Genomic DNA, 19,714 nt, shown 5'->3' on the forward strand with positions numbered 1-19,714 from the left:
CGGTGCATCGCCGTCGGCGAGGAGGTGAGCCCGGAGGCCCACGACCCACCCGAACCCAGACAAGGCGGGTCACGACCCCACGTAGCAACGGTCACCCAGCTTTTCAGCCCCGCCGGCGTTTGAGGCGCAGAAGCCGCCCGCACCCCGCGGGCAAGGCACACCCCCGGGCCCCAGGGGGCAAGCAACCCCAGCGGGAGGCACCCCGGCGGGAGGCGAACTAGTGGGTCTCCGTGACCTTGGCGAGGGCCCTCGGGGCGTCGGGGTCCTGGCCCCGTGCCAGGGTCACCTCGTACGCCAGCAACTGGAGCGGCAGGATCTCCAGAATCGGCTGGAGATCCTCCGGCAACCCGTTCACCGGCAGGACGAAGCCCGCGGACGCCGCCGCCACCTGCCGCGCCGGGCCCACGACCACCAGGTCCGCGCCGCGGCCCCGGAGCCGGTCCAGGACCGGCTGGAGCGCCTCGCCGCCGCGCCCGTCGGTGACCACGGCGATGACCGGCGAGATGTTGTCGACCATGGCCAGCGGCCCGTGCAGCAGATCGGCGCCGCTGTACGACAGGGCCGGGATATAGCTGGTCTCCATCAGCTTCAGCGCGGCTTCCTTCGCCGTCGGGTAGCCGTAGCCGCGGGAGGTGATCACCATCCGCTCGGCGAAGCGGTACCGGGAGGCGAGCTGGCGTACCTCGTCACCGCGGGCCAGCACGCGTTCGGCCAGCGCGGGCAGGGCCTCGGCGTCCGTGCCGGTGGCGCCGCGGAGGCCCTCCACGAAGAGGTAGAGCGCCAGCAGGGACGCCGTGTACGTCTTGGTCGCGGGGAGTGCCTTCTCGGGGCCCGCGAGGATGTCGATGTGAAATTCGGAGACCGCGGCCAGCGGTGAGTCGGGGTTGTTGGTGACGGCCAGGGTCACCGCGCCCGCGTCCCGGGCGGCCCGGGTGGAGGCGACCAGGTCCGGGGAGCCGCCGGACTGGCTGACGGTGATCACCAGGACGTCCCGCAGATCGGGCCGGGCCCCGTACGCCGTCGTGGTGGACATGGAGGTCAGCCCGCACGGCAGCCCGAGTTTGATCTCCAGCAGATATTTGGCGTAGAGCGCCGCGTTGTCCGAGGTGCCGCGCGCGGTCAGCAGGACGAACCGTGGCGCGCGGGCCGCGACGGCCTCGGCGGTCTCCCGGATGCGCGGTGCGCCCTCGTCGAGGATGCGCCGCAGGACGGCGGGCTGTTCCGCCATTTCGCCGGCCATGATGCGCCCGGGGCGCTCCCGGTGCTCACCGCCCGCCGACGCCGTATCCGTCGCAGCCATGTGTCGCGCCTCCAGCCCAGCCGGTCCGGGTACCGCGAGGGCCGCCCCGGGCGTCGAACGCCCGGGGCGGCCCCCCGGTACAGCACACGGTCCGTTTCGGTCAGACCACCGGGCTCGCGCCGGTGATGACCTCCGCGGCGGCGCGTCCGCAGACGCGGGCGGCGCCGTGGGTCGCGATGTGCAGCGCCCCGGTCGGCTCGGCCCCGTTGAGGCCCATCTCCACCACGACCGTGTCCGGCCGGGCGGTGACGAGCGCGTCGAGAGCCGCCGCCATCCAGTCGTGGCGGTGGACGTCGCGTACCACTGCGACGATCCTACGGTCCCCGGCCGCGGCCAGCACCTCGCCGGCCAGGCCGGCGGCCTGGTCGGCGGGAACGTCGCCGTGGGTGGCCGAGAGCGTGCCCGGCACCAGGGCGGTCAGTTCCCCGGCGACACCCCAGGGGGTCTCGTCGCCGACGGCGATGTTCGCCTCGGGGGCGAAGGTCGCCACGTACGCCGGTTCGCTGAGCGGCTTGTACGGCTCCTTGCCGGGGGTCACCTGGACGGCCCGGCGGGCGGCGACGAGACCGATGTCGGCCAGGTCGCGGCCGATGCCGCCGGTTTCCCCGCCGCGGACGCCGGGCGCGGTCCCCTCCTGCGTTTCCGCGCCCGGCGCCGCGACGGCCCCCCGTGCCCGGCGCGTCCAGTCGGCGAGGGCGCGGACCCGCGCCGCCGCGTCGGCCAGACGTTCCTCGGGCAGGTCGCCCTCCCGGACCGCGGTGACGATCGCGTCCCGCAGGGCCAGGACGGTCCCCTCGTCCGCCAGTCCGCCGCCGACGCAGATCGCGTCGGCACCGGCGGCGAGCGCGAGGACGGAGCCTCGTTCGATTCCGTACACCGCGGCGATGGCCTGCATCTCCATACCGTCGGTGACGATCAGCCCGTCGAAGCCGAGCTCCTCGCGGAGCAGCCCGGTGAGGATCCGGGGGCTGAGGGTCGCCGGGCGGTCCGGGTCGAGCACGGGCAGCAGGATGTGCGCGCTCATCACGGCCTTGGTGCCGGCCGCGATGGACTCGCGGAACGGCAGCAGGTCCCGGGCGTGGAGGGTTTCCAGGCCCACGTCGATGCGGGGCATCGAGTGGTGCGAGTCGACGTTGGTGTCCCCGTGGCCGGGGAAGTGCTTGACGCAGGCCGCGACACCGGCGTCCTGGAGCCCCTGGACGTACGCGACGGTGTGCCGCGCGGTCAGGGCCGCGTCGGCGCCGAACGAGCGGACGCCGATGACGGGGTTGTCCGGGTTGGCGTTGACGTCCGCGGACGGCGCCCAGTTGAAGTCGACCCCGCAGGCGGCGAGCCGCCGGCCCAGCTCGTGGGCGACATCGCGGGTGAGCGCGGTGTCGTCCACGGTGCCGAGCGCGTAGTTGCCGGGGAAGGAGGAGCCGTTGACGACCTCCAGCCGGGTGACGTCACCGCTCTCCTCGTCGATGGCGACGAGGAGGTCGTCCCGCTCGGCCCGGAGCTGCGCGTTGAGCGCGGTCAGCTGCTCGGGGGTGGTGATGTTCCGTCCGAAGAGTCCGACGGCGCCGAGGCCGTCGGCGATCTGCCGGAGCAGCCACTCGGGGGCTGTGGTGCCCTCGAAACCGGGCTGGAGAACGGCGAGCGCGTCCCGGCTCAGCCGGTCGGTGGTGCGTACGTCGTTGGTCATGGAGGTCATCCCTGGTTATCCCTTCACAGCGCCGTCGCTGAGGCCGCCGACCGCCCTGCGCTGGAGGTAGAGGAAGAGCAGCAGGACCGGAATGGCGAAGAGGGTGGACGCCGCCATGGTGGCGCCCCAGTCGTTGCCGAAGACGGACTGGAAGCCGGCGAGCCAGACCGGCAGGGTCTGGTATTCGACCTGCTTGTTGAGGACCAGCACCATCGGGAACTCGTTCCAGGCGGTGATGAAGCCGAACATCGACGTCGACATCAGACCGGGCGCGAGCAGCGGCAGGATCACCTTGAGGAAGGCCTGGCGGCGGGTACAGCCGTCGACCATCGCGGCCTCCTCCAGCTCCGCCGGCACGGCGGCGACGAAGCCGCGGAGCGTCAGGAGGGTGAAGGGCAGGATCATCACCATGTAGAAGAGCGTCAGCGGCACCAGGCTGTTGAGCATGTCGGCGTCGCGGACGATGAAGTAGATGGCGATGACCATGACTTCCCAGGGCGCCATCTGGGCGACCATGAAGCCGATGATGAAGCCGCGGCGGCCCTTGAAGCGCATCCGGGCCAGGGCGAAGGACGCGGCCAGGGCGATGATCAGCGAGAAGATCACCGCGAGCAGGGTGACGGTGAACGAGTTTCCGACGAACGTCCAGAAATTGTCCGCGTCGACTGCCGTCTTGAAATGCTTCATCGTCGGATCGGTCGGGAACCAGACCGGGGTGTCCGTGACGATGTCCGTGGTCTTCTTGAATGCCGTCGAGAACATCCAGTAGACCGGGAAGATAAAGACCAGCACGAGGATTACGGCGGTGGCATTGGGCCAGAAGCGGCCGAACAGCGAGCGCTTCATCGCTGGTCCTCCTCTTGCTTGAGAACGATCCGGAGGTAGTAGGCGGTCAGCAGCAGCATGATGACGATGGTGAGCATCGCGATGGCCGAGCCCATGCCGTAGTGCTGGTTGCCGATGCCCTCGATGTACGCGTACACCGGGAGGATCTCGGTGAGCCGGTCCGGACCGCCGGCGTTGATCGTGTAGACCTGGACAAACGCCTTGAAGACCCAGATGATCTCCAGGAACGTGGTGGCGTAGAGGAACGGCCGCAGGAACGGCATGGTCACCGAGGTGAAGCTGCGCCAGGCGTTGGCACCGTCCAGTGCGGCGGCCTCGTACAGCTCCTTGGGGATCGTGGTGGTCGCCGCGTAGAGGCTGAGGGCGACGAAGGGTATGGACTGCCAGACGATCAGCAGGGTCACCACGAAGAAGGTGGAGAACTGGGTGCCGAACCAGTTGTGGTCGGCCATCCCGTCGAAGCCGAGCTGGACGAGGACCCAGTTGATGACGCCGAACCGCTGGGCGAAGAGCCACTGGTAGACCGTGCTGGAGGCGACCACCGGCATGGCCCAGGCGAGGACGAGCGCAATCATGAGGGTGATGCGCATCTTCTTGCCGAGGCGGGCGAGCAGCAGACCGACGATGGTGCCCAGGACCATGATCAGCAGGACGTTGACGCCCGCGAAGACGATCGAGCGGCCGGTGACCCGCCAGAAGTCCGGACCGGTGAGGATATCCCGGTAGTTGTCTATGCCGTTCCACTCGGTGAGACGCTGGATCAGCTGTCTCATATTGAGGTTCTGGAACGACAGAATCGCGTTGTTGACCAGGGGCCAGCCCAGGAAGACCAGGGTGGCGGCCACCGCGGGAAGCAGCAGCAGATAAGGAACGAAATCGCCCGCCTTACGCGGTGCGGAGGGCCTGCCCTTGCCCTTGACCGGAGGCTCGGACGCCTCCGCGGGGCCGGACGGCGCCCGTTCGGTCTGCACGGTCATGCTCGCCATCTCTTCCTAGGCGCTTTGGGGACAGCAGTCGGCGGCCGGGGCAGGGGCGTTCGCCCCCGCCCCGGCCGCCGTGACAGTTACTGCTTCTGAGCCAGGCGCTTGTTGAACTCGCCCTCGACCTGCTTGGCGGCCTCCGCCGGGGTCTTACCGTTCACCACGGCGGTGAGGTAGGTCTTGATCGGGTTGGGGGCGTTCTCGACGGCGGCCCACTCGGCGATCAGCGGGGTCGTGCCGCCGAACTTCGCGGACGGGGCGGCGGCCTCGGCGACCGGGTTGCCCGTCAGGTTGGAGTTCAGGGACTCCTTGTTCGGGATGACGCCGCTGGCCTTGGCCAGGCCGCCCTCGAACTTGTCGGAGAGCGCAATCTTCAGGAACTCCTTGGCGAGCGCCTGCTTCTTGCTGTTCTGCGCGACGGCGAGGTTGGAGCCACCGAGGAAGACACCCTCGGGCTTGTCGGCGGTCTCACCGGGGATGGTGAAGTAGCCGAGCTCCTTCTCGATGGCCGGGTTCGCCTTGATGGCGGTGGCGCCCTCCCAGCCCATGCCGATGAAGGCACCGGTCTTGCCCTGGGCGAAGATGTCGGCCTGCTGCGGGGTGGCCTCGTCCTTGTCCTTGGGGGCCTTGGAGTAGGCCTGGAGCTTCTTGTACTCCTCGGCCGCGGCCTGGACCTTCGGGTCACCGAGGTTGGAGACCCACTTGTCGCCGTCCTTCTTGACGAGCTCGCCGCCCTGACCGATGACCAGGCCCACGAAGTGGTACCAGTTCTGGCCGGGCAGGTAGATCGGCTCCTTGCCCTTCGCCTTGATCTTGTCGAGCGCGGCGTAGAACTCGGCGCGGGTCTTCGGCGGCGCGGTGATGCCGGCCTCGGCGAAGACCGACTTGTTGTAAACGACGACGCGGTTCGCGAAGTACCACGGGGCGGCGTACTGCTTGCCGTCGAAGACGGACGCCTTGTTGAGGGACTCGGACCAGTCGGCGCCGATCTCCTTCTTCAGGTCACCCAGGTCCGCGAGGCCGCCGGTCTTGGCGTAGGCGGGGGTCTGGGTGTTACCGATCTCGAAGACGTCCGGCGGGGTGTCCTCGGAAAGAGCGGTCGTCAGCTTCTGCTGAATACCGTTCCACGCCTGCTTCTCGTACTTCAGCGTGGCACCGGTCTGCTTCTCGAACTCGGCAGTCAGATCGGCCAGCCAGGCGTCGGGCGTCGAACCGTCCATCGCCCAGAACGTCAGGGTCTGACCCTTGAAGCCGTCCTTACCGGAACCGCCCTCGTTGTCCTTCTTGTCGTCCGAGCCACACGCGGCAACACTGACCAACATGCCCGCGACACCGATCGCCGCGATGAGCTTGCGCTTCACGCCACCCTCCTAAGGGATGCCTGCCACCCCGCCCAAAACGAAGCCATACGCGAAAGTACTGCCTGGGGCTGGGACCCGGTCTTTAATGGTTTAGACCAGTACCCGGAGCTTGGCCTAGACCTTTCGGGCTGTCAAGGCTCGATAAACATGCCTGTCCAGTCCGTTATCGGACCGACATCTGGGCATCATCCGGGCAGGCTTGAGGCCTCCGCTTGGACTAGACCAACCCTAGTCCCCTCGGTGTATAAGAAGCAGTGGTGTCCAGCCTGAAGGCAGAAAACAGGAGGGACAGGGTCACTCCCCGGGACCGGCCCGTGCCACGATGTGATCCGCTACAGACGGAGGAGCCGGTGACGGCAGCAGCGCAGTCGGGAACGGGAAGGCGGGCCATGACGACGGACGGGGTGGGCACGGAGACGGAGACCGGGACACCGACCCGGACCGCGCGCGTGCCCAAGTACTACCGCCTCAAAAGGCACCTCCTCGACATGACGGAGACCCTGCCCCCGGGGACTCCGGTACCGCCGGAGCGCACGCTCGCGGCCGAATTCGACACCTCGCGCACCACCGTGCGCCAGGCGCTCCAGGAGCTGGTCGTCGAAGGCCGGCTGGAGCGCATCCAGGGCAAGGGGACCTTTGTCGCCAAGCCCAAGGTCTCCCAGGCTCTGCAACTGACCTCGTACACCGAGGACATGAAGGCGCAGGGCCTCGAACCCACCTCCCAGCTGCTCGACATCGGCTATGTCACCGCCGACGACACCCTCGCCGGGCTGCTCGACATCACCACCGGCGGCCGGGTGCTCCGGATCGAACGCCTCCGGCTGGCCAGCGGCGAACCGATGGCCATCGAGACCACCCATCTGTCGGCCAAGCGCTTCCCGGCGCTCCGGCGCAGCCTGGTCAAGTACACCTCCCTCTACACGGCACTGGCCGAGGTCTACGACGTCCATCTCGCCGAGGCCGAGGAGACCATCGAGACCTCCCTGGCCACCCCGCGGGAGGCCGGGCTGCTCGGTACGGACGTCGGCCTGCCGATGCTGATGCTCTCGCGGCACTCGCTGGACGCGCAGGGTGAGCCGGTGGAGTGGGTGCGCTCGGTGTACCGCGGCGACCGCTACAAGTTCGTCGCCCGCCTCCGCCGCCCCCAGGACTAGAGCCCCCGTTTTCGTCCCGCCCGGCCCCGGAGCCCCGCTCCGGGGCCGGGCCCTTTCCGGGCCGGACGAGGCGGAGCAGCCCAGAGGCGCGGCGCACCTTTCCGGAGTGGGCAAGGCCGGACAGCTCAGGGGCGCCGGGGGTCCCACGCCGAAGGCGTAGGGGGAGGAACCGCGCGATCGGCCCACGACAGCGCACGGTCGCGGATGGTCGCCACCGGGCCGGGCGCAAGACGGAATCCGTCACGGCACTCCATGCCGCCCGCCGAGTACCACTCCGCCGCGGCTGGTCGCGCAGTTCCCCGCGCCCCTACGGCCTTCACCGCCCCCGCCCCGGAAAAGGACCCGGCCTCCTTGGGATCCGGCGCGTACCCACCCCTGGAAGAGGGCCCGGCCAGCCCGCCCCGGCAGGGGAGCCGCCCGCTCACGAAGGGGCGATCATGGGGCGGGGCGTCCCCGAACCGTGCGGGAGCGTGAGAGGCACGACACAACATGTGGGGGCAACGCTTCGGCGGTGCCCCCACATGTATGCTCATCTCGCTGTCACCGCAGAGGAATCCGGTGTGAATCCGGAACTGTCCCGCAACGGTGTGCTTCGGCCTGCTTTGTCGGGCCGGGCGAGTCCGGCCGTCTGCCGACAGCGCACCCGGATCGTCCGACCCGGGTGCCGAGACGTCCGGGCCTCGCGGTTGGGCCGGTGGACGCCGTACGCGCTGCCCTTTTCCGGCATGGCGCATCCGGCCTGCCCACCCTCCCCCGCCCGCGGCCCGTGAGCCGAGCGAGGGAGAGCCCCACGTGACCATCGCGCCAGCCGATCCGGCTTCAGGCACCGCCCAGCAGCTTCCCGGGCAGACCCCCGGGCCCGCCGCTGCCGCGACGCCCGAGGACGGGCCGGGGACCGCCCTGCTGCGGACCCTGACCGACCTCACCGCCGATCTGCCGGACACCGACCCCGGAAGGGTCGCCGCCGCCGCACTCCGCGGCCGGCACCCCGGATCGGACGCGGCGGAACTCCACCGGCTCGCCACCGACGCCGCCGCGGGCCTGATCTCGGAGGACCCCTCCTACTCCCGGCTCGCCGCCCGGCTGCTGACCCGGACCATCGCCGACGAGGCCGCGGGCCAGGGCTCGGACTCCTTCTCCGCCTCGGTCCGGGTGGGCCATGCGGAGGGCCTGATCGCGGACCGTACGGCCGCCTTCGCGGAGCTGCACGCCGAGCGGCTGGACGCGGCGGTCGACCCGGCCGCCGACGACCGCTTCGGCTACTTCGGGCTCCGCACCCTGTACAGCCGCTATCTGCTGCGCCACCCCATCACCCGCCAGGTGGTGGAGACCCCGCAGCACTTCATGCTCCGGGTGGCCTGCGGACTGGCGGAGGACGAGTCCGTCCGCGCCCTGGACGAGGTGCTCGCCCTGTACGGGCTGATGAGCCGCCTCGACTATCTGCCGTCGTCGCCGACGCTCTTCAACTCGGGCACCCGTCATCCGCAGATGTCGTCCTGCTATCTGCTGGACTCCCCGCTGGACGAGCTGGATTCCATCTACGACCGCTACCACCAGGTGGCGCGGCTCTCCAAGCACGCCGGCGGTATCGGGCTCTCGTACTCCCGGATCCGGGCCCGCGGCTCCCTGATCCGCGGCACCAACGGCCACTCCAACGGCATCGTGCCCTTCCTGAAGACCCTCGACGCCTCGGTCGCCGCGGTGAACCAGGGCGGCCGGCGCAAGGGCGCCGCCGCCGTCTACCTGGAGACCTGGCACGCGGACATCGAGGAGTTCCTGGAGCTGCGCGACAACACCGGCGAGGACGCCCGGCGCACCCACAACCTCAATCTCGCGCACTGGATTCCGGACGAGTTCATGCGCCGGGTCGACGCCGACGCCGACTGGTCGCTCTTCTCCCCGGCCGACACTCCCGAGCTGGTGGACCTGTGGGGCGAGGAGTTCGACGCCGCCTACCGGGCCGCCGAGGCGAAGGGCCTGGCCCGCAAGACCATGCCCGCCCGTGATCTGTACGGCCGGATGATGCGGACCCTCGCCCAGACCGGCAACGGCTGGATGACCTTCAAGGACGCCGCCAACCGCACCGCCAACCAGACCGCGGAGAAGGGCCACACGGTCCACTCGTCGAACCTCTGCACCGAGATCCTGGAGGTCACGGACGACGGCGAGACCGCGGTCTGCAACCTGGGCTCGGTCAACCTCGGCGCCTTCGTGGCCGGCGGGGACATCGACTGGGAGCGGCTGGACGCCACCGTCCGCACCGCGGTGACCTTCCTCGACCGGGTCGTGGACATCAACTTCTACCCGACCGAGCAGGCGGGCCGCTCGAACGCCCGCTGGCGCCCGGTCGGCCTGGGCGCCATGGGCCTCCAGGACGTCTTCTTCCAGCTGCGGCTGCCCTTCGACTCCCCCGAGGCCCGCGCGCTGTCGACCCGGATCGCCGAGCGGATCATGCTGGCCGCCTACGAGGCGTCCGCGGATCTCGCCGAGCGCCACGGCACCTTCCCCGCCTGGGAGAAGACCCGGGCCGCCCGGGGCGTCCTGCACCCCGACCACTACGGCACCGAGCGGAACTGGCCGGAGCGCTGGGAGGCGCTGCGCGCCCGGATCGCCCGTACCGGCATGCGGAACTCCCTGCTGCTCGCCATCGCGCCGACCGCGACCATCGCGTCCATCGCCGGTGTGTACGAGTGCATCGAGCCCCAGGTCTCCAACCTCTTCAAGCGCGAGACCCTCTCGGGCGAGTTCCTCCAGGTGAACTCCTATCTGGTGGCCGACCTGAAGAAGCTCGGGGTCTGGGACGCGCAGACCCGGGAGGCGCTGCGCGACGCCAGCGGCTCGGTCCAGGGCTTCTCCTGGGTCCCGTCCGAGATCCGCGAGCTGTACCGCACGGCGTGGGAGATCCCGCAGCGCGGTCTGATCGACATGGCGGCGGCCCGGACGCCCTATCTCGACCAGTCGCAGTCGCTGAACCTGTTCCTGGAGACGCCGACCATCGGGAAGCTCAGCTCGATGTACGCGTACGCCTGGAAGCAGGGTCTGAAGACCACGTACTACCTGCGGTCCCGCCCCGCGACCCGGATCGCCCGGGCCGCGAGCGGCACGGCCGCCGCCACCGCCCCCGTACCGGCGCAGGTCACCCCCGAAGAGGCGGTCGCCTGCTCCCTGGAGAACCCCGAGTCCTGCGAGGCCTGCCAGTAATGCCCACCCCGGAAACGCCCGCCGCCCGTCCGCAGAACCTGCTGGACCCGGGCTTCGAGCTCACCCTGCGGCCGATGCGCTACCCCGACTTCTACGAGCGGTACCGCGACGCCATCAAGAACACCTGGACGGTGGAGGAGGTCGACCTCCACTCGGACGTCGCCGACCTGGCCAGGCTGACCCCGGGCGAGCAGCACCTGATCGGACGGCTGGTGGCGTTCTTCGCCACCGGCGACTCGATCGTCGCCAACAATCTGGTGCTCACCCTCTACAAGCACATCAACTCCCCGGAGGCACGGCTCTACCTCAGCCGTCAGCTCTTCGAGGAGGCGGTGCACGTCCAGTTCTATCTGACGCTGCTGGACACCTATCTCCCCGACCCGGAGGACCGCAACGCGGCCTTCGCGGCGGTCGAGAACATCCCGTCCATCCGGGAGAAGGCCCAGTTCTGCTTCCGCTGGATGGACCAGGTCGAGAAGCTGGACCAGCTGGACACTCAGGAGGACCGCCGGCGCTTCCTGCTCAATCTGATCTGCTTCGCGGCCTGTATCGAGGGGCTGTTCTTCTACGGGGCCTTCGCCTACGTGTACTGGTTCCGCTCCCGTGGTCTGCTGCACGGCCTGGCCACCGGCACCAACTGGGTGTTCCGTGACGAGACCATGCATATGAACTTCGCGTTCGAGGTCGTCGACACGGTCCGCAAGGAGGAGCCGGAGCTGTTCGACGACGCGCTCCGGCAGCAGGTCACCGACATGCTGAAGGAGGCCGTGGAGGCGGAGCTCCAGTTCGGCCGCGACCTGTGCGGCGACGGCCTGCCGGGCATGAACACCGAGTCGATGCGCGAGTACCTCCAGTGCGTCGCCGACCAGCGGCTGGTGCGGCTGGGCTTCGCCCCGGTGTACGGCTCGGAGAACCCGTTCTCCTTCATGGAGCTGCAGGGTGTGCAGGAGCTGACCAACTTCTTCGAGCGCCGGCCTTCGGCCTATCAGGTCGCGGTGGAGGGCTCGGTCGCCTTCGACGACGACTTCTAGCCGGTCCGCCGGGCCGCCGCGTCCCGCGGCGGTCCGGCGACGGTCCGGGTGCTGCCCCACGGCGGTCCGGCGGCGGTCCGGCGACACCCGGATCCTCCCGAATCCCTCTCCGGCCCCGGCCGGGGAGGGATTCCCCGTTCCGGGCCCGCGCGGGCCCGCCGCAACGGCGTGAGGCCGCCCTTGCGGGCGGCCTCACGAAGAGCTGAAGAGCCGAAGAGCTGCGGACGGGCGGAACGTCACTCGTTCGGGACGACCGCGTACCGCGGAGTGCCCTCTTCCATCTGCTTCAGCGCGTCCTTGCGGTCGCGCTTCGACAGCCGGTCGATGTAGAGGCGGCCGTAGAGATGGTCCGTCTCGTGCTGGAGGCAGCGGGCGAAGTAGCCGGTGCCCTCGACCCGGATCGGGTTGCCCTTCGGGTCCTGTCCACTGACCACCGCGTAGTCGGGGCGGGCCAGGGCGGCGTACGCAGTGGGAACGGAAAGGCAGCCCTCGTTGGACTCGTCCAGCACCCGGCGGTCGGCGGGCAGGTCCTCCAGGACCGGGTTGCAGACGACGCCGACGTGGCGGACGCCGTCGTCGTCGGGGCAGTCGTAGACGAAGACCTTGAGGTCGACGCCGATCTGGTTGGCGGCCAGGCCGACGCCCTCCGCGGTGCGCTGGCTGGCGAACATGTCGTCGATCAGCGCCGCGAGTTCGTCGTCGAAGGCGGTGACGTCCTGGCACTCCCGGTGCAGGACCGGGTTGCCGACGACCGTGATGGGGCGGGACGTACCGCGCTCGCGGTGGGCCCGCTCGCGCTCCTCGGCGTCCTCCGTGTCGTTGATGAACTCGTCGACGGGCGACTGGTCCGTGTCCTGCTGCGACGCCATGTGTTCCTCGATACCCCGGGTGATGGTCGTGATGACGGTGACTGGGTGGTGACGGCCCCGTACGCTCCGTGCGCCGGGCGGCGCGCGGGTGGTACGGGGGATGGTGCGGGGATACAGCCTACGGCCCTCCCGGGAACCCCGGACCGCGGCCGGTGGCCGCCGCGGCACTACGGGGTCAGGAGGGCCGGGCCGGGCGGGGCGGGATCCGGCAGTACGGGGTCCGGCACGGCGGACTTCGGCGGGCGGGCCGGGCCGGGCGGAGCCGGGGCACCGGACGGCGGCCGGGGTCAGCAGACCTCTTCGAGATCGCGCCACTCCCGGCTGTCCGGGCTGTCCGCGACCCAGCTGTCGAGGAGTCCGCGTACCAGACCGGGCGGGGCCGCGATACCGCACTCCCGCTCCGGGGACCACAGCTCGCCCGCGGTCCGGTGCCCGAGCGGCCCGGGGTGGCCCGGTTCGCTGTGGTCATGGGGGTCGAGGTGCTCGCCCTCGCCCTCCGCGCTCGGCATGGACCCCTCGGAGCAGGTGCGGCAGAGCAGTCGCACCGACGACGACCAGTCCTCGGCGGCGAACCCGGTGTCGGAGGCGAGCTGTTCCAGGGCGTCGCGGTCGGCCTCGGTGGCGGCCTCCAGCAGGACGACCCAGGTCGGCACCGGTGACGGCGCCCAGAGTTCGATCTCGTCGAAGACGGGGTAGGCCGGTCCCGCGGAGGTGACGCGCTCGCCGTTCGCGGCGCCGTCGTGGAGGACCACCTCGCCCCAGCGGCGGCCGGACGACGGCAGCGGGATGGAGAGGACCTCCATCCGGGCGGGGTCGAGCCTGCGGCCCCAGACGACCTCGGCCTCTCCCTCGGGCGAGAGCCGTACGGCGGCGCTGCCGAGGTCCATGGCGAGGGGTTCGCCGACGGCTCCGAGGCCGGTCCCGGCGGCACCCGTCTGTGTGGGGGCGCCGGGCACCTTCAGCCCGTACGCCTGCCAGGCGCGGCGGGCCAGCGGCCAGTCCTGGAGGGCGGTCGCCGCGATCCCGACGTTCCACCAGTCCGGGGCTCCGGCGTCCTTGTCGAGCAGGGCCACCGCGCGCAGGCCCGCGGCCCGCGCCTGTTCCCAGTCGTGCCGGAACTTGTGCAGCAGGGCCAGATTGAACCAGGACTCCGCGAGCCAGGGCTCCAGATCCGCGGCCCTGGTCAGCAGGGCGCCCGCGTCCTCGTAACGGCCGTCGCCGATCAGCGTGAACGCGCGGTCGGTGGCCTGCCGCCACGAGGCGGAGGGCCGATGCCGTACCTTCCCGAAGATCCTCACGATTCCCGCCTGCCGGTCGCTCGGGTCAGTTCCCCCGGACGCTGTCTCGTTCCGCCGTCTCCGGCGCTGCCGTGCCGCGCTGCCTTCCGTGTGCGCCGTACCGCTCCTCTCTTCGCATCCAACCATGCCGGGCCGGGGACCGGCTCCTTACCCATGGGTCACCAGGAGGTCCGGGCCGCGGGCCCGCCGGGTCCGGGGCCGGGCACCGCACCGGCGCGGCCGCCCCGCGCCAGCACCCGGCCGAGGGCCTCGACGACCTCGGGGTGGTGGTCCCGGCCGGTGCCCAGCCGGAGTTCTTCGAGCGCCTCCAGCGCGGTCACCGCATGGCGCGCGCGGGAGCGCACACCGAAGGACGCGTCCGCGCCGACGCCGCTCTCCCTACCGGTTCCCCCGGTCAGATCGTCGTATGCGTTGACGGTGCGGACAATACGGGCCGCGACCGTCTGGTCACGGTACGGATCGGCCTGCTGCTCCACCACGGCGGCGACGGCGACCGGAACCCCCGTCTGCCGGACGACGGCCCCGCCGAGCAGCGCGATCCGGCGCTGCTCGGCGGCCGGGAGCGGCGCGGTGGCGCCGTCGGGCACCGGGTCGACCAGCGACAGCTGGCCGATGTCGTGCATCAGGGCCGCGTACTCCAGAACGGTCAGCTCCGCGCAGCCGAGGCCCAGCTCCCGGCCGACGGCCACGGCCAGGCCGGCCACCCGGCGGGAGTGCCCCGGCGGGGTGTATCCGGCGATCTCGGTGGCGCGGGCCAGGGAGGCGATGGTCTGCCAGTAGGTCGCGCGCACGGCCTCGTAACGGCTCAGGGACAGCTGGGTGAGCAGCAGGGGAAGGCTGAAAACCGGCAGTGCCCACAGCCCGGCGACGGTGACGGAGAGCGCCATCACCACGCCCGTGGCGCAGACCGCCGAGCCGATGGAGGGCAGTGCGCGGAGTTCGTCGCGGAGCAGGGGTCCGTACGGAAAGCCGGTGCGGGAGCCGCGGAACGCGGCGCGCAGCACGGTGTCGCAGAGCGCGGTCAGGGCCAGCAGGAGCAGCAGGAACAGGGCGTACGCGGCGCCCGCGGACGGGTCGCCCGGTGTCCCGGCGGCGGACAGTGGCTGGAAGCAGACGGTGGCGAAGGCGGCGACGAGGATCCGGCGGGCGAGATGGCCGGGGAGTTCGCGCAGCACCCGGCGGCGGTCACGGGCGGGCCGGGCGGCGGCCCCGGCAAGGGTCGCGGTGAGGACTACGACGACGACCTGGAGTGCGCCGTGGGTGGTCGTGCGCCCGGCGCACTCGCCCAGGAGGGCGTACGCCAGCATCCCCGCGGCCGCGAGGGGCGCGGGCTCGCGCGATCCGGCGGGCACCGGGCGGCGGGCGGCCTCGCCGACGGCGATCAGCAGCCCGACGGCCAGGGCGATCCCGGGCTGCTCGATGCCGTGCACCAGGCAGTGGGCGAGCCCGGCGGAGGCGAGGAGCCCGGCGGCGCCGTACCCCGTGAGAAGCGCCGCCCGCCGGGACCGGCGGCCCGGGGCCGGGCCGCGGCCGGGTTCTTTCGCCGTCCCGGGCCGTACGGGGACGGGGCTCCGGTACGCCGCGGAGCCCGCGCCGTCCCCGGGGGTGCCGTGGCGCGCCCGGGGATCAGCCGCCGGGGCCGGTGCGCGGGCCGGGCGGGGGCCCTCGGGGCCCTGCCGGGGTACGGCGCGCGCCGCGTTGCGGGCGGCACGGGCGTCCGGGTCGCGGTCGCGGTCCGGACCGGCCCGGCGGATCCGCCGGGGACCCGTCCCCGGGCCGGGGGTCCCGGCTCCGCCGGGCCCGGGGTGCCGCTCGTCGGGACGGTTCACCGGCGGCCGCCTTCCCCGTCACGGCGGGCACCGGGACCGGCCGCCCGGCCCCGGCCGGGCACGACGCCGGACGGCCGGAGGCCGGACTCCGGAGGAGCGGGGTCCGGCGGTGCCGGTCCGCGGTCCGGTGCCGGGGCGGGCCTTCGGCGACCGGGCGCCGCCTCCGGGTCCGGGGCCGACGGCCCCCGATCCGGAGGCTCGGGCGCGGGCCTCGGGGTCGGCGAACCACGCTCCGGGCCCGCGGCAGGCGGGCGGCGGCGGGGGGCCGGGCCCCGGCCCGGAACCGGGGCCGCCGCGGCCGGGGCGCCGGAGCGCTGGGGCGGGAGCAGCGGTTCGTCCGAGGTGACCTCCGTCTCCCAGCCGTACCGGGCGAGTGCCCGGACCAGCGCCGCCACCATCCGCGGGTCGAACTGGGAGCCCGCGCACCGCTCCAGCTCCTTGAGGGCGACGGACACCGGCCGGGCCCGGCTGTAGGAGCGGGTGGAGGTCATCGCGTCGAACGCGTCGGCCACCGCGACCACCCGGGCGAACTCGGGGATGGCGTCCCCGGCCAGCCCGTGCGGATACCCGCTGCCGTCGAGACGTTCGTGGTGGTGGAGGATCGCCGTCCGCGCCTCGCGGAGAAAGCCGATACCGCGGGTGATCTCATGGCCGTACTCGGGGTGCAGTTCGATCACCCGCCGCTCCTCCGGCGTCAGCGGTCCGTCCTTGCGCAGGATCCGGGTCGGCACCCCGAGCTTGCCCACGTCGTGCAGGATCCCGGCGAACCGGACGGCTTCCAGCCGGTCCCCGTCCATCCGCAGCTCCCGGGCGATCAGCACCGAGGCCCGGCCCACCCGCTCGCCGTGCCCCCGGGTGTAGCGGTCCTTGATGTCGACGGCCTGGACCAGGGAGCGGATGGTCGCCCGGTGGGCCGCGGACTCCCGCTGGTACTGGGCGAACAGCCAGCAGGAGATGTACATCGGCAGCAGCACGAAGACCGCCGACACCGGGCCGTACGGGCTGCGCCAGAGCACCGCCATCATCAGTCCGGCCAGCCCGTGGACCAGATACGGCACCGCCGCCGCGCCCAGCGGGCCGCCGGGTCCGCCCGGCCGCCCGCCGCCGCCCGGACCGCCCGGGGTCCCGGCCGTACGCCAGGCGGCCCGCGGCGGCAGCCGTTCCGCCGTGACCAGGACACCGCACTCCAGCAGTCCGAGGACAAGACAGAACGCGAGCGCCCCGGCGGCCGCGGGCAGCAGGGCGTAGGGGAAGTCCGGCGGCCCCGGAATGTGGTCGACGCCGAGCAGGTCGTAGGTCCGGGCCGCCGCCCAGGTCGCCAGCGCGAGCTGCGCGGCCCGCCAGATCCGCCGGACCGCGGCGGGCCGCCGGTCGACCCGCGACAGCAGCGCACCGGGCACGGCGACCAGCGCCGCCGCCGCGGGCGGCAGCAGGAAGGCGGCCGCCAGCAGGACGGGGAAGAAGGAGCCGGGCCGGACCGGGAGCGAATCACCGGTGTAGGGACAGTGGCCGGGCAGTTCGCAGAGCGCGTACAGCGCGGCGAGCAGGCCGAGAGTGGTCCAGGAGGCGGGCTCGCGCAGGGCGGGCAGCAGGCACCAGACGGCACCGAGGACGGCACCGAGGACATAGGCAAAGGCCGCAGCCGGTACGGACCGCACGTCGCCACCCCTCCTTCGTGCTCCGCGCGCCGGTGGTGCACCCGGGTGTCACGCTAACGAGCGGCGGGCGAAGGAGTGACGGGCCGCCCGACGGTTCCCGCATCCGGGTGAATCCGCTCCCCGGAAGGGTGGTCGCGGGCAGCCGAAGGGCGCGCCGCCTGGTGTTGCCGCGGCGCGCCCGGTAAGGCCGTGTCTGGCAAATAGCGTCGTCCGCCCGGAGGCCGGGGCCGTACGGCCCGGAGTTCAGTCGCGGTCCGGGGACTCCGGTCCGCCGACGGTGACGTCCTCCTCGGGCACGGGGTGCCCGGCGCGGATCAGGTCGATCCGGCCCATCACCTTGGAGCGCAGGTCGGAGGGGACGTCGTCCGATCCGCAGCACCGCTTGACCAGCTTCTTCACCGCCTGCTCCAGCCCGTACATCTCCAGGCAGGGGGAGCACTCCTCGAAGTGCACCTCGAACTTGGTGCAGTCGGCGTCGGGCATCTCACCGTCGAGAAGCTCGTAGAGGTGGTCCAGCACCTCCGAGCAGTCCGTCTCGTGCGGCTCTCCGCAGCTCATGAGCCCGAGCCTTTCGCTTCGTCCGACTCCCCCGCACCGGCGGGAACCAGGCCGCGCTCACGGGCGTAGTCCTCCAGCAGACCGCGCAGCTGACGCCGGCCCCGGTGCAGGCGGGACATCACCGTCCCGATGGGTGTTCCCATGATGTCCGCGATCTCCTTGTACGCAAAGCCCTCGACGTCCGCGAGATAGACCGCGATCCGGAACTCCTCCGGGATGGCCTGGAGAGCGGCCTTCACATCGGAGTCGGGCAGGTGGTCCAGCGCCTGCGACTCGGCCGAGCGCAGACCGGTCGACATATGCGACTCGGCACGCGCCAGCTGCCAGTCCTCGATCTCCTCGGCCGCACTGCGCTGGGGCTCGCGCTGCTTCTTGCGGTACGAGTTGATGAAGGTGTTGGTGAGGATCCGGTAGAGCCACGCCTTGAGATTCGTGCCCTCACGGAACTGGTGGAACGACCCGTACGCCTTGGCGTACGTCTCCTGGACCAGGTCCTCGGCGTCCGCCGGGTTGCGCGTCATGCGCAGGGCGGCCGAGTACATCTGGTCGAGGAAGGCCAGGGCGTCGCGCTCGAAACGGGCGTTGCGCTCGGCGGGGGTCTCCGCCGCGCCGCGCTCCGCCGTCTGTCCGGCGGCGGTGGTGCCCGCCGTGCCGGACCGGTCGGCCCCGTGCGCCTTGTGTGCCTGGCCGCCGTCGGTCCCTGCGTCGGTCCCAGTGACCGGACCCACCTCCTCCAACGCTGTGGCGAGGCCGAATGCGGACCCGCTCGAATCGGAGAATAGTCGACCCTCGGCCACGGGCTCCCGGTGATCGACCCCGGCCTTCGCCCGCTCGGGGGCGGCGGCCTCCGACGTGAGCACGGTCCAGCCGAGGTCAGCGGTGTGCGGACGGCGGGGGCAGATGGTCGATCCCATGCGTCGGACTCCCTACTCCATGCTTGTTGTCGGCTCTGCTGCCGGCCCTGCCGCCGACCCTGTCCCGCCGCGTCCTCGTGCTGCGCAACGGCCCCGGTTATCACTCGGTATTCCGCACAACAGAGCGCGGGCGCCGGTCATTCCCGCAGGGTCCGCAGCCACCCCGAGACGGCCTCCGTGATCATCGTCACGGTCTCCCCGGCGGTCCGGCCGGAGCGTTTGGGCACGGCGAACGCGTGGTCGGCGTACGGGACCTCGACGAGTTCGTACGGCCCGCGGGGGAACTCCTCCGGACGGCCGAAGGCGTCGTTGCCGCCCTGGACGACCAGGGTCGGCACACCGGCGCCGAGGAGTTCGTCCGCGCGGGACCGTTCGGGGCGGCCGGGCGGGTGGAGCGGGAAGCTCAGGGCGAGGACGGCGGCGGCCCCCAGCTCCGGTGCGGTCCGGCAGGCGACGCGGGCGCCCGCGCTGCGGCCCCCGGCGACGACCGGCAGCCCGGGCCGGGCCAGCGCGGGCCAGACTCCGCGCCACCCGGTGTCCAGGGTCTTCGGCGCGGGGGCGACCTTCTTCCCGGCCACCCGCCACGGCTGCTCCACCAGGGCGACGGTCACCCCGTCGGCGGGCAGGGCCGCGGCGAGCGCGGTGAGGTCGCGGGCGCCCGTACCGCCGCCGGCGCCGTGGCCGAGGGCGAGGACCAGCCGGGGCCTGCGGGCCCGGTGCCAGAGGATCCGGGCGGGACCGGCGTCCGTCCCGACGTCCTCGGGCTCGGGCGCCTCGGGTTCCGGTGCCTCGGGTTCCGGTACGGGCGCGGCCGCGGCCGGCGGCTCTTCGCCCCGGGCCGCGGCGCCCGCCGTCCTCGCCCCGCGCCCCTTGTCCGTGCCGTTCCCGCGGCCGTGCTCCATGCCGATGTCTCCGTTCCCGCCCCGGCCCCGGGGCGCCGAGGGCCCGCGCGGGCAGGGCGCGGGAAGCCGGCCCCCATCCTGCCCCGCCGGGCGCCGGGCGCCGGGGATTCCGCGGCGGGCGGGGCCGGG

15 protein-coding genes and 1 riboswitch are annotated in these 19,714 nt (G+C 72.1%); of the genes, 3 read left to right on the top strand and 12 right to left on the bottom strand.

Annotated features, from left to right (window positions below):
* Positions 1 to 217: 217 nt before the first annotated feature.
* The 5 genes from ACWDR0_RS09415 to ACWDR0_RS09435 form a co-directional block, all read right to left on the bottom strand.
* Entirely contained in the window at positions 218 to 1,300 is a 1,083-nt protein-coding gene (locus ACWDR0_RS09415) for an SIS domain-containing protein (RefSeq protein WP_456351051.1), read from the bottom strand.
* Positions 1,301 to 1,400: 100 nt separating this feature from the next.
* Entirely contained in the window at positions 1,401 to 2,984 is a 1,584-nt protein-coding gene (locus tag ACWDR0_RS09420; RefSeq protein WP_456351052.1) for a glycoside hydrolase family 3 protein, read from the bottom strand.
* 15 nt (positions 2,985 to 2,999) lie between these two features.
* A complete protein-coding gene (locus ACWDR0_RS09425) occupies positions 3,000 to 3,830 on the bottom strand; it encodes a carbohydrate ABC transporter permease (RefSeq protein ID WP_456351053.1) in 831 nt (276 codons plus the stop codon).
* Positions 3,827 to 4,807, bottom strand: coding sequence for a carbohydrate ABC transporter permease (locus tag ACWDR0_RS09430; protein WP_456351054.1), 981 nt, complete (start codon positions 4,805 to 4,807; stop codon positions 3,827 to 3,829). The genes ACWDR0_RS09425 and ACWDR0_RS09430 overlap by 4 nt, the downstream gene beginning before the upstream one ends.
* 86 nt (positions 4,808 to 4,893) lie before the next feature.
* Positions 4,894 to 6,171 carry an extracellular solute-binding protein gene (locus ACWDR0_RS09435; RefSeq protein WP_456351055.1) on the bottom strand — a complete coding sequence of 426 codons (1,278 nt, stop codon included), beginning with the start codon at positions 6,169 to 6,171 and terminating at the stop codon, positions 4,894 to 4,896.
* A 389-nt stretch (positions 6,172 to 6,560) separates the two neighbouring features.
* On the opposite strand from ACWDR0_RS09435, the gene ACWDR0_RS09440 reads away from it, so the two are divergent.
* The 3 genes from ACWDR0_RS09440 to ACWDR0_RS09450 all read left to right on the top strand — a co-directional run bounded on the left by ACWDR0_RS09440 (position 6,561) and on the right by ACWDR0_RS09450 (position 11,557).
* A complete protein-coding gene (locus ACWDR0_RS09440) occupies positions 6,561 to 7,325 on the top strand; it encodes a GntR family transcriptional regulator (RefSeq protein WP_456351056.1) in 765 nt (254 codons plus the stop codon).
* Positions 7,326 to 7,817: 492 nt separating this feature from the next.
* Positions 7,818 to 7,975, top strand: a riboswitch (cobalamin riboswitch).
* Positions 7,976 to 8,117: 142 nt separating this feature from the next.
* Positions 8,118 to 10,526, top strand: coding sequence for a ribonucleoside-diphosphate reductase subunit alpha (locus tag ACWDR0_RS09445; protein ID WP_456351057.1), 2,409 nt, complete (start codon positions 8,118 to 8,120; stop codon positions 10,524 to 10,526).
* Positions 10,526 to 11,557, top strand: a complete 1,032-nt coding sequence (locus ACWDR0_RS09450) for a ribonucleotide-diphosphate reductase subunit beta (RefSeq protein WP_456351058.1) — start codon at positions 10,526 to 10,528, stop codon at positions 11,555 to 11,557. Before ACWDR0_RS09445 ends, ACWDR0_RS09450 begins: the two co-directional genes overlap by 1 nt.
* Positions 11,558 to 11,793: 236 nt before the next feature.
* On the opposite strand, the gene def is transcribed toward ACWDR0_RS09450, so the two are convergent.
* From def to ACWDR0_RS09485, 7 genes are all read right to left on the bottom strand, one after another.
* Positions 11,794 to 12,426 (bottom strand): peptide deformylase, encoded by a 633-nt coding sequence (def, locus tag ACWDR0_RS09455; protein ID WP_456351059.1) that lies wholly within the window; start codon positions 12,424 to 12,426, stop codon positions 11,794 to 11,796.
* Between the two features lie 287 nt (positions 12,427 to 12,713).
* The gene (locus ACWDR0_RS09460; RefSeq protein WP_456351060.1) at positions 12,714 to 13,724 is read right to left on the bottom strand and encodes a tetratricopeptide repeat protein; all 1,011 of its coding nucleotides are present in this window, start codon (positions 13,722 to 13,724) and stop codon (positions 12,714 to 12,716) included.
* Between the two features lie 158 nt (positions 13,725 to 13,882).
* Positions 13,883 to 15,157: an HD-GYP domain-containing protein gene (locus tag ACWDR0_RS09465; protein ID WP_456351133.1), complete on the bottom strand. Its 1,275-nt coding sequence runs from the start codon at positions 15,155 to 15,157 to the stop codon at positions 13,883 to 13,885.
* Between the two features lie 392 nt (positions 15,158 to 15,549).
* A complete protein-coding gene (locus ACWDR0_RS09470) occupies positions 15,550 to 17,211 on the bottom strand; it encodes an HD-GYP domain-containing protein (protein WP_456351061.1) in 1,662 nt (553 codons plus the stop codon).
* Positions 17,212 to 17,454: 243 nt separating this feature from the next.
* The gene (gene rsrA / locus ACWDR0_RS09475) at positions 17,455 to 17,769 is read right to left on the bottom strand and encodes a mycothiol system anti-sigma-R factor (RefSeq protein WP_456351062.1); all 315 of its coding nucleotides are present in this window, start codon (positions 17,767 to 17,769) and stop codon (positions 17,455 to 17,457) included.
* Complete coding sequence (locus tag ACWDR0_RS09480) at positions 17,766 to 18,497, bottom strand: sigma-70 family RNA polymerase sigma factor (protein ID WP_456351134.1); 732 nt, start codon at positions 18,495 to 18,497, stop codon at positions 17,766 to 17,768. The genes rsrA and ACWDR0_RS09480 overlap by 4 nt, the downstream gene beginning before the upstream one ends.
* Positions 18,498 to 18,820: 323 nt before the next feature.
* Positions 18,821 to 19,585, bottom strand: coding sequence for an alpha/beta hydrolase family protein (locus ACWDR0_RS09485; RefSeq protein WP_456351063.1), 765 nt, complete (start codon positions 19,583 to 19,585; stop codon positions 18,821 to 18,823).
* Between the last annotated feature and the right edge of the window lie 129 nt (positions 19,586 to 19,714).

This window comes from Streptomyces sp. NPDC003691 (genome assembly GCF_053981115.1).